Genomic DNA, 3,017 nt, shown 5'->3' on the forward strand with positions numbered 1-3,017 from the left:
GGGCGCTGACGACGGGGCTCAACGCGTACACGACGTACGCGGCGACCAACCCGCTCGTCGCCCGCAACACGACCCGCCAGATCACCGAGGCCCTGGCGGACGCGACGCCGTAGCCGACGACCGCGAGGGAACCGACGGCATGACCACCGAGGGCACGCACATCGAGCGGGCGGACGCGGACGACTTCCACCGGGTGCTCGCCGACCACCCCCGCTACTGGGGCGAACGGGACCTGCGCGCGCTGCATCTGCTGGCCATGGTGCAGGAGTTCGGCGACACCTGCCTGGTCGCCCGCGCCGCCGACGGCATCCGCGGCTATGTCTTCGGATGCGTCACCCCGGCCGCCACGGGGTACGTCCACCTGATCGCCGTCCGCGACGACGCCCGCGGCACAGGGCTGGGGCGCCGGTTGTACGGGGCGTTCGCGGCGGCGGCGGAGCGCCAGGGGGCGGTGCGGCTGAAGGCGATCACTTCTGTGGGGAACACGGCATCGCAGGCGTTCCACCGCAGTCTGGGGTTCACGGCGCGGGTGGTGGAGGACTACGACGGGGCGGGACGGGCGATGGTGGTGTTCGGACGGGACGTGCGCCTGTAGGCGCAGGGGCATCGGCGACGGACCGTCTCGCCGCCCTCTTCACCTGCCCCGCGCACGCCTCCCCGCCTCCTGAAGCCCGGAGCCCGCGGCCCGCGACGAACCGGCTCCACGCACGGCCGGTCATCGGACGGAAGCGAAGAGCGGGGATTAGATTCGTTTCCACCGTTCTGTCCCCGCACGGCGGACGCCGCCGGAAGGAACCAGGCCTCCATGCTCACGGCTGTAGCCACCGCGGCCGGTGCGCCGCTCACCCTCACCGAACGCGAGGTGCCCGAGCCCGGACCGGGCGAGGTGCTCGTCAGGATCATCGCGTGCGGCATCTGCCACACCGACCTCGACCTGTTGCAGGGCCACTGGCCCATCGCCCGCTTCCCGGTCGTCCCCGGGCACGAGATCACCGGTGAGGTCGCCGCCCTCGGCCCCGGCGTTTCCCGGCCCGCGGTCGGCACGGTGGTCGGCGCGCAGTTCCTCGGCGACTCCTGCCGGCACTGCGACTACTGCGTACGCGGCGAGCAGATCCTCTGCCCCGACAAGCGGATCACGGGCATCGTGAGGGACGGCGGCTACACCGAGTACGCCGTCCTCAAGGCCGACTTCGTCACGCCGCTGCCCGACGGGCTCGACCCGGTGGCCGCGGCGCCGCTGATGTGCGCGGGGCTGACGGCGTTCAACGGCCTGCGCCAGGCGGGGATCACCCCGACCTCCCGGGTCGCCGTGATCGGCGCCACCGGCGGCGTCGGCGCGCTGGCGATCCGCTACGCCGTCGCCATGGGCGCCCGCGTCGCCGCCGTCGGCCGCTCACCCCGCGGCGAGGCCGTGGCCCGGGACCTGGGCGCCGAGCGCTTCGTCGCCACGAGCGACACCGACCCGGCCGAGGCGCTACGGGCCTGGGACGGCGGCGCCGACCTGATCCTCAACGCCGCCCCCTCCACCGCCGCGGCCACCGCGACGCTGACGGGCCTGGCGCCGGGCGGCACCCTCGTCCTCTGCGGCTACGACGACACCCCCCTGGTCCTCCCCACGACCCCCATGGTCCTGGGCCGCCTCCACGTCATGCTCAACCCCTCCGGCTCCCCCCACGACACCCGCGACACCCTCGCGTTCTCCGCGACCCACGGCATCCTGCCGGACTACACCCCGATCGGCCTGGAGGGCGCCAACGCGGCCCTGGAGGCCATGGCCAAGGCCAGCCCGCCCAACCGCTCGGTCATCACCTTCGCCTGAAACGGCACCCGCCACAGGAGGGGCCTGTGCCGCGCGGGGCGACCGGAGAGGGATGCGCGCTGTCCGTCCGCGCACCCCGCGACGGTGCGCACGCGGGTGTGGACGGTACGGCTCTCGTTCCCGGCGCCTTCCGCCTTCGACACCGGTGCCACGTGGGACCAGCGGCTTCGCCGCGCCGGGCGGAGAGTGTGGGATTCGAACCCACGGTGACGCAGGACGCCACGCCGGTTTTCAAGACCGGTCCCTTAGGCCACTCGGGCAACTCTCCCTGCCGTCGCTCGGCGGCGGCAGGGACCAAGGCTAGCGGTTCGGGTGACGGCGTTGCGTGCGGGTTAGGTGCGGGCTGCCGGGGTGGTGGGCAGGGGTCAGCCGGCGGTGGCGGCGGCGGGGTCCATCCAGAAGATCTCCCACTGGTGGCCGTCCGGGTCGAGGAAGCTGCGGCCGTACATGAAGCCCTGGTCGTTGGGCTCGTTCGCGGCGCCGCCGCCCGCGGCGAGCGCCTTGTCGACGATCTCGTCCACGTCCGCGCGGTTGTCGACGCTCAGGGCGAGGATCGCCTCCGTGGAGGTGGCGGGGTCCGCGATCTCCTTCTTGGTGAAGCCCTTGAAGAACGGCTCCGTGAGGAGCATCGCGTAGATGTCGTCGGTGATGACGAGGCAGGTGGCGTTCTCGTCGGTGAAGTTCTCGTCGAAGCGGTAGCCGAGGGCGGTGAAGAACGCCTTCGAGCGGTCGAGGTCCTTCACGGGCAGGTTGACGAAGATCTTGTGCGGCATCGTGGGCCCCTCTCCGGGCTGCGGTCGTCGGCTCCTGGAGCGCGCTGTCGTGGGGGTAGACGGAGCGGGGGCACCGAACTCATCGGTGGGCGGGGTCGCTCCGGGAGAGTTTCTGCCGGGTCCGGCGGGCCGGGGATCCTGCCGGGCCCTCTGTCACCGTGGCATGTGTTTCGCCGCCGACGCCACCGTGGCCGTCGCCTCCCGCTCGGGCAGGCCCGTCCGCATCGCCGCGCGGATCAGCGCCTCCGCCACGTCCCGGCCGTGGCCCGTCTCGTACGCGCGGCAGGCCGCCCAGAACAGGCGGGCGTTGCGTTCGCCCGGGTGGGAGGCGGCGACGAAGCGGATCAGGGCGTCCGGGCGGCGCTCCGCTCCCGGGTGGTGGCCGGCGCCGGGCGGCGGGGGCGGGGGGTCCGGCGGGGGCGGGG

General features: G+C 73.5%; 3 protein-coding genes, 1 tRNA gene and 2 pseudogenes. 3 read left to right on the plus strand and 3 right to left on the minus strand.

Translation table 11 applies throughout. The features are described from left to right. From I003_RS35860 to I003_RS0129255, 3 genes and pseudogenes are all read left to right on the plus strand, one after another. Nucleotides 1–113: pseudogene (locus I003_RS35860) on the plus strand (phosphotransferase); the annotation flags it as partial. 26 nt (nt 114–139) lie between these two features. Then, nucleotides 140–595 carry a GNAT family N-acetyltransferase gene (locus I003_RS0129250; RefSeq protein WP_027774685.1) on the plus strand — a complete coding sequence of 152 codons (456 nt, stop codon included), beginning with the start codon at nt 140–142 and terminating at the stop codon, nt 593–595. A gap of 210 nt (nt 596–805) precedes the next feature. Continuing rightward, nucleotides 806–1,819 (plus strand): alcohol dehydrogenase catalytic domain-containing protein, encoded by a 1,014-nt coding sequence (locus I003_RS0129255; RefSeq protein ID WP_027774686.1) that lies wholly within the window; start codon nt 806–808, stop codon nt 1,817–1,819. Between the two features lie 180 nt (nt 1,820–1,999). Here I003_RS0129255 and I003_RS0129260 read toward each other — a convergent pair. The 3 genes and pseudogenes from I003_RS0129260 to I003_RS33840 form a co-directional block, all read right to left on the minus strand. After that, nucleotides 2,000–2,087: transfer RNA gene (locus I003_RS0129260), tRNA-Ser, on the minus strand. Nucleotides 2,088–2,184: 97 nt separating this feature from the next. Next, nucleotides 2,185–2,592 (minus strand): VOC family protein, encoded by a 408-nt coding sequence (locus tag I003_RS0129265; RefSeq protein WP_027774687.1) that lies wholly within the window; start codon nt 2,590–2,592, stop codon nt 2,185–2,187. A gap of 153 nt (nt 2,593–2,745) precedes the next feature. After that, nucleotides 2,746–3,017: pseudogene (locus tag I003_RS33840) on the minus strand (bifunctional DNA primase/polymerase); the annotation flags it as partial.

The organism is Streptomyces sp. CNQ329 (assembly GCF_000482585.1).